The organism is Cellulomonas alba, from assembly GCF_030362835.1.
Classification (GTDB): domain Bacteria; phylum Actinomycetota; class Actinomycetes; order Actinomycetales; family Cellulomonadaceae; genus Cellulomonas; species Cellulomonas alba.
Window position 1 is genome coordinate 2,790,319 of record NZ_JAUCGQ010000001.1, and the last position, 7,041, is coordinate 2,797,359.

Annotated in this window: 4 protein-coding genes; 3 read left to right on the forward strand and 1 reads right to left on the reverse strand. The window is 76.7% G+C overall.

All coding sequences use genetic code 11. The features are described 5' to 3' along the window. Window positions 1-3 precede the first annotated feature (3 nt). Complete coding sequence (locus QRT04_RS12700) at window positions 4-2,235, reverse strand: coiled-coil domain-containing protein (RefSeq protein ID WP_289455660.1); 2,232 nt, start codon at window positions 2,233-2,235, stop codon at window positions 4-6. 238 nt (window positions 2,236-2,473) lie between these two features. Between QRT04_RS12700 and QRT04_RS12705 the strand changes: the two genes are divergently transcribed. The 3 genes from QRT04_RS12705 to QRT04_RS12715 are packed head-to-tail and all read left to right on the forward strand — an operon-like array spanning window position 2,474 to window position 6,227. Further along, entirely contained in the window at window positions 2,474-4,264 is a 1,791-nt protein-coding gene (locus tag QRT04_RS12705; RefSeq protein ID WP_289455661.1) for a hypothetical protein, read from the forward strand. Continuing rightward, entirely contained in the window at window positions 4,261-5,262 is a 1,002-nt protein-coding gene (locus tag QRT04_RS12710; RefSeq protein WP_289455662.1) for a hypothetical protein, read from the forward strand. Before QRT04_RS12705 ends, QRT04_RS12710 begins: the two co-directional genes overlap by 4 nt. A 26-nt stretch (window positions 5,263-5,288) precedes the next feature. Further along, window positions 5,289-6,227 (forward strand): tetratricopeptide repeat protein, encoded by a 939-nt coding sequence (locus QRT04_RS12715; protein ID WP_289455663.1) that lies wholly within the window; start codon window positions 5,289-5,291, stop codon window positions 6,225-6,227. The last annotated feature ends 814 nt before the right edge of the window (window positions 6,228-7,041 follow it).

The following is a 7,041-nucleotide window of genomic DNA, read 5'->3' on the forward strand; positions in this document are numbered from 1 at the left end:
CCGTCAGTGCGTGGCGGGCGCGGCGTCGGCGGGCGCGTCCTCGGCCCGGTCCGCCTCGTTCCTGTCGCCCTCGGCCGCGTCGCCCTGCGGGGCGTCCGCGTGGCGCTCCGGCGAGGTGTCGCCGGCGTCCTGGTCGGCCGCGCGCTCGCCGGCCGCCTGCTCGTCCGCCGTGGGCGCCGTGGGCTCGGTGAGGTCGGCGGGCTCGGCGTCGGCCGGCGTCTCCGTCGCCGCTGCCTCCGCGACGACCGGCACCGCCGCCGAGACGGGTGCAGGGCGCCCCTTCCCGCCGCGCGCCGACGTCCGGGCCGGCTTCGCGGGCGCCGCGGGCCGCGTCGCCTTCGCCGACTGCCCGGCCTGGGCCGCCTGCTCCTGCTCGAACGCGGCCTCGGCCCGCTGCGCGCGCTCGAGCGTCGCCCGGTTGGGCTCGGCGCCGAGCAGGTTGCGCAGCTCGTCGAGGTACGCGGTGATCGACTCACGCTGACGGTTGAGGTCCTCGACCTGGCGAGTCGCCGTCGTGCGCTCGCGCTCGGACTCGGTCATCGCGTCGGAGATCTGCTTCTCGGCGTGCTCCCGCGCCTCGGCGACCACGCGGTCGGCGTTGCGGCGGGCGTTCGCCAGCAGCTCGCGGGCGTGGTTCTCCGAGTCGACGCGGACCTTCTCGGCCTGGGCGAGCGCGTTCGCCACGCGCTGCTCGGCCTCGGCGGCGTGCGCCTCGGCGTCGCGGACGAGCCGCTCGGTCTCGGCGCGCGCCGCCTCGTGGCGCTCGGCGTCCTCGCGCTCGGCGGCCTCGCGGCGCGAGGCGATCGAGAGCTCGGCGTCCGCGAGCAGCTGCTCGGCCGCGCGCGTCTGCTCGTCGGCCTGCGCCTTCGCGTTCCCGAGCACCTCGGCGGCCTGCCGGCGCGTCTCGGTGAGCAGCCGCTCGACCTCGAGGCGCGTGCGCTCGCGCAGCTCGGTCGTCTCGCGCTCGGCGGTGGACCGCAGCTCGCCGGTCTCGCGCGCCGCGAGGCTGCGCTGCTCGCCGGTCTCGCGGTCGGTGACCTCGCGCAGCTGCGTCGTCTCGTGCGCGGTCCGCTCGCGCAGCGCACCCGTCTCGCGCTCGGCGGTCGCGCGGAGCGCCGCGGCGAACTGCTCGGCCTCCGCGCGCAGCGCGGCGACGGCCTGCTCGGCCTCGGTGCGCTGCGCGGTCAGCTCGTCCACGGTCTGCGCGCGCTGCTCGCCGGTCTCCCGGTCGGCGCTCGCCCGGACGAACGCCGAGTACTGGTCGGCCTCGGTGCGCAGCGCGGCGACCTCGGCCGCGACCCGCTGCTGCAGCGCCGCGGCGTCCCGCTCGGCCGCGGCCCGGACGCCGTCGGCGTACTCCTGGGCGGCGGTGCGCAGCGCGGTCGCCTCGGCGGCGGCGTCGGCGCGCAGCGCCTCGACCTCGGCGGCCGTGGTCGAGCGCTGCTCCGCGACGTAGCGGTCGACCTCCGCACGCGCCGCGGCGAGCTCCGCCTCGACGCGCTGCCGCAGCTCGGTGGTGTCGGCGTCGGCGCTCTGGCGCAGGTCCTGCGCGTAGCGCTCGGCCGACTCGCGCTGCGCCGCCGTCTCCGCCTCGGTGCGCGACCGCAGCTCGGAGGCGGTGCGCTCGGTGGCGACGCGCAGCTGCGTGGCCTCGTGCTCGGTGGAGGCGCGGAGCGTGCCCAGCTCGCGCTCGAGCGACGTGCGGCGCTCGTTCTCCTCGGTGGTGATGGCGCTCTGGATGCGCGCGGCCTCGCGCTCGGCCGAGCTGACGAGCTCCTCCGCGCGGCGCTGCGCGGCGGTCAGGGTGCTCTCAGCCTCGGACGCGGCGGTCGTCCGGACCTCCTCGGCCTCGCGGCGCGCGGTCGCGAGCAGCTCGGCGACCTCGTTCTCGGCCCGCGCGCGCAGCTGGCCGGAGGCGAGCTTGGCGCGTGCGAGGGAGTCGGCCGCCTGGGCGTTGGCCTGCGTCACGACGTCCGACGACTGCTCCTCGGCGGACCGGAGCAGCTGCTCGATCCGCGAGCCCAGCCCGGAGTACGTGGGCCGCTCGGCCTCGCGCAGCTGACGGTGCGCCTCGGAGAGCTCGGCGGACGTCTGCATCAGCCGCGAGTCGACCGACTCCACCTGCGCGCGGGCGTCCGCGAGCGACCGTTCGAGCTCCGCGATCCGGCCGTCGACCGCCTCCCGCTCGTAGCCGCGGAAGTTGACGACGGGAAAGACAGGTCGGGCTTCGGGCACGGTGTTCCTCCAGGCGGCCGCGGTGCTCCACGGGGGCGTGACGAGCCCCGCCTCGCGACCTCGGTCGAGGTGCGCGTCACGGGCGGGAGCCCGCCCGCCAGGATACGCGGACAGACCGGCTTCCCCAGCGGGACGATTGCCCTGGAACGCGCCGGGTTCGTCACCTGCGCCCGGTCTGCGTTCGGCCCGACGTGCTGGTTTGCCTATCCTGGGGGTTCTCGTCCCGAGAGGATCCCGTGTGCTGAAACGCGTCATCACCGCTGCCGTCGGCGTGGTGGGACTGGTGCTCGTCGGCCTGGGCGTCGCCTCGGCGACCCTCTGGCGAGCCGACGACGTGCTGGTCGCGACCGCGTCCGGCAGTGCCCACACGTACGTGACCGACCCCGGCGTCCTCGAGATGGGGGGCGACCCCGCGACCGTCCGCATCACCGTTCCCGACGGCGCGCACGTCGTCCTCGCGGTGGGCCGCGACACGGACGTGACGGGCTGGATCGGTAGCGACCCGCACGCGCGGGTCACGGGCCTCTCGAGCTGGCACGACCTCGCCACCGCGACCGCCTCCGCGAAGCCGACCCCCGCGCCGACCGCCGGTGCCACCGCCAAGCCGAGCCCCACGCCGTCGCCCACGGGTACGGCGGCGGCCTCGGCGGGCGGCGCGGCGACCTCCGCGGCCGCGGCCGACCCGACCGGGTCCGACATGTGGGTCCAGGAGTCGGCCGGGAACGGCTCGGCCTCGCTCACGTGGCAGGCGCAGCCCGGCCGGTGGAGCCTCATCGCCGTGTCGACCGGCGCGGCCGCGCCTACGCTCTCGATCTCCTGGCCGCGGGTCGTCACGACGCCGTGGCTCTGGCCGCTCGTCGTCATCGGGCTCGTCCTCGTCCTCGGGGCCGTGGCGATGTTCCTCTGGGACGTGCGACGCCGGCGCCGCGGCCCCGACGCCGACTGGACGCCCGTCACCACGGGCGCGATCCCCGCCGTCGAGGGCGAGCCGACGGCGGTCCTGACGCGACGCCAGCTGCGCGAGGCCGCGCAGGCCCGGGCAGCGCGCCCGCGCACGGGTGCGACACCTGTGGTGGGCTCGCCGGAGACGACACCGGTCCCGGCGACGCCCCGCGCCGACGCGGGGGAGTCGACGCAGCCGACGAGCGCCCCGAGCTCGAACCGTCCTGGCGCGCCCGCGTCGACGGCGTCCCCGGCGGCGGTGACCGCCCGCCCGGGCGACCCGTCGACCGCGGCCCCCGTCGGCCAGGACGACGGAGCGGGAACGAGCGCCCCGGCGACCGGGCCGATCCCGACCAGCCGCCGCGCGCTCCGCGCCGCAGGCGCCGCCACCGGCGCGACGCCGGCCGTCGCGCCGCGACCGGTCGGCGCGCACGAGGCACCCACGGCCGTCCAGCCGCCCGTCCAGGCGGCCGGGGGCCGAGCGGCTGCGGCCGGAACCGCCGGTGGCCCGGCGACGCCCCGGACACCGGGCACCACGCCGCCCGCTCCCGCCGGCGCAGCGCCGACCCCGACACCGGGCGCGACCTCGCCTGCCCCGGCTGGCGCAGCGCCGAGCCCGATGCGGGGCGCGACCTCGCCTGCCCCGGCCGGCGCCACCGGGCGTACGACCTCGGTCCCCGGCGCGCGGTCGAACGGCGCGGACGCACCGACCACCCCGGCCCCCGCTGACGCGCCGACCGCGGCCACCGGGCCCGTGGAGCCGCCGCACCACGCGCGCCCCACGTGGCTCCCGGTCCCGCCGGACGCGGGCCAGGCGTCGCCCGCGACCGGACCGCAGGCGACCCCCGCAACGGGGCCGGCGAGCGCGACCCACCACCCGCGATGGCTCGGCACCCACACCGGCCCCGACGCCGGTCCGCCGGCCAGCCCCGTGCTGCCGCCGCCCGGCCCGCAGCGCGGCGCCGGCGACACGGGCGACGAGCCGGACACCGGCGGCTCGCGCGCCGACGCATGGCGTCGGGCCTGGGGTCTGCCGCCGGTCGACCGGGACGACGCGACCGACGGCGAGGGGAGGAACGACCGATGAACCGCCGACGCACCCTCCGGGCGACCGCGACCGCCGCGCTCGTCGCCGTCCTGCTCGCCGCCTGCGGCAGCGCCCTGCCGACGCCGAAGCCCGACGCTGCACCGGCCGTGCCCCCGGCCGCGACCTCCGTGACGCAGTCGGGGGCGATCCTGACGGACCTCGGCTCGGTGCTCGACAAGGCCGACGCGGCGCTCGACGCGAAGCTCCTGCCGCCGCGCGTGGCCGGACCCGCGCTGACGCTCCGGACGTCCGAGTACGTGCGCGCCAAGGCGACGAAGAACGCGAAGAAGCCGACGGCGCTGCCGACGTCCTCGCAGGCGCTCGTGGTCCCGCAGACCGACGGCTGGCCACGCACGCAGCTCGTCGTCACGGAGCAGCCGGCGGACCTGCAGGCGCCGCGCATCCTCGCGCTCGAGCAGGCGTCGCCTCGCGACCCGTACCGCCTGTGGGGCTGGGGCCGCATGCTGCCGGGCGTGAAGATGCCCGCGACGGCGGCGCCGGACATCGGCAGCCCGGTCCTGGCGCCCGACGCGACGGGCCTCGTCGTCACGCCGCAGCAGGCGCTGCAGCAGTACGCGGACGTGCTCGCCAAGGGCAACGCCTCGGCGTACGCCGACAACTTCGAACCCGACGAGTTCCGCGCGGCGGTCGAGCAGGCACGCGCGCAGACGGCCGCAGCGGTCAAGTCGGCCGGCAGCGCCCACGAGGCGTACACCGTCCCGGGTGGGCCGCTGGTCACGCTCGGCACCGCCGACGGCGGCGCGATCGTCGTGGGCGGTCTGACGACCGTCTCGACCGAGACGCTGTCCGGCAAGGGTGGGACGATCCCGATCACCGACCCGTACTACGTCGCGCTGACCGGCAAGAAGAGCGCGAGCAAGAGCTTCGTCCGCACGTTCACCGGCGTCCTCGTCATGTTCGTGCCGTCAGCGGCATCGGGCGACAAGATCCAGGTGCTGGCCGCGGAGGACGAGGTCACGGCCGCAACCGCACACTGACCTCGGTAGCAACGGAAGGAAGAACGATGTCCCAGCCGACCGGTCCCCGGCCGCGCCTCGACGCGCGCGGCGCCGTCGACCTGTCTGCGCTCGCGCGCCCGGCTACTCCGCCCCCCGGCACCCCGGGTGGCCTGCCGAAGCCGGGCCCGTACGTGGTCGACATCGACGAGGCGTCGTTCGCCGACCTGGTCCAGAGCACCACGCAGCACCCCGTCGTCGTGGTCCTGTGGGCGTCGTGGAGCGAGGCGAGCGTCGGCCTGGCTGGCGACCTCGGCACGCTCGCGCAGCAGGACGGCGGGCGCTGGCAGCTGGCGCGGATCGACGCCGAGGCCAACCCGGCCATCGCGCGCGCGTTCCAGGCGCAGTCCGTCCCGACGGTCGTCGCGGTGCTGGCCGGGCAGCCGCTCCCGCTGTTCCAGGGCGCCTTGCCGGCGGACCAGATCCGGCAGGTGCTCGACCAGGTGCTCGCCGCCGCGGAGGCGAACGGCATCACGGGCCGCGCCGCGGCAGGCAATGACGCGCCGCCGCCCGACGCGGAGCCCGAGCCGGAGCTCCCGCCGCTGCACCAGGCGGCCTACGACGCGATCGAGCTCGGCGACTACGCCGCCGCCGCGGCCGCGTACGAGCAGGCCCTGAAGGAGAATCCGCGGGACGCGCTCGCCCGCGCCGGGCTGGCACAGGTCGGCCTGCTCGAGCGCACGCAGGACGCCGATCTCCAGGCAGCGCGCTCCGCGGCGGCCGCAGACGCGCGCGACGTCGACGCGCAGCTCGCCGTCGCGGATCTCGACGTGCTGGGCGGCAAGGTCGACGACGCGTTCGCCCGCCTCGTCGACCTCCTCCGCGTGACGTTCGGCGCCGACCGCGAACGCGTCCGCGTCCGCCTCGTCGACCTGTTCGAGGTCGTCGGCGGCGACGACCCCCGCGTCGTGCAGGCCCGCCGCGCGATGGCCAACGCGCTGTACTGACCCACACCCGGCAGAGCGGTCGCCGCCTGATGCGGGACGACGGCGACTGCGCGAGGCGCGCTCGACGCCAGCAACGCCCGTCGCTCGGGTCGTCCGCGGAGCCCGTCCGGTGTTCGGCAACGTCGAACTCCCGGCTCCCGGCTCCCGGCTCCCGGCACGCGGCCCTCGAGCGGTCCGTCGCGCGGCCCTCGAGCGGGCCCGGTGCTCGTCCCACGTGTGGGCCCGGCGCTCTGCCCTCGGGTGGACCCCGCGCTCTGCCCTCGGGTGGACCCCGCGCTCTGCCCTCGGGTGGACCCGGCGCTCTGCCCTCGGGTGGACCCGGCGCTCTGCCCTCGAGTGGGCCCGCCGAACCCTCGCGTGGCTCGGCAGGAGACCCCCGGCGAGTGGCCGCCAGCGCCGTGACGGCCGTCACGCGCCACGGATTTGGCGATGCCGACGACGTCTGCGTAATGTTCTCATCGTCGCCCGGCAGGGAGGAACGGACACCGAGATCGCACTCGGTGGCTGGTCCCCCGGAGCGACGCCCCCCAAAGCCTCAGCGGCAGTCGAGCATGCCTCGACCGCCTGACGCGGTTGCGGACAGCGTGTGGGGATCGCACCGAAACAAGGCGCCGAACAGGCGGTTTGACGAGGTGGGACCGAACCGCTAAGTTAGAACGGTTGCCTCCGAACGGGTCGAGAGCCCCTGAAGGATGCGCGTCTGTTCCTTGAGAACTCAACAGTGTGCCAAGTAGTCGATGCCAATATGGCTCGCCTGGGTGTTTGCCTGGGTGGGTGTTGGCGTTGATTGACCGGGCTTGTTCGACCCCCGTCG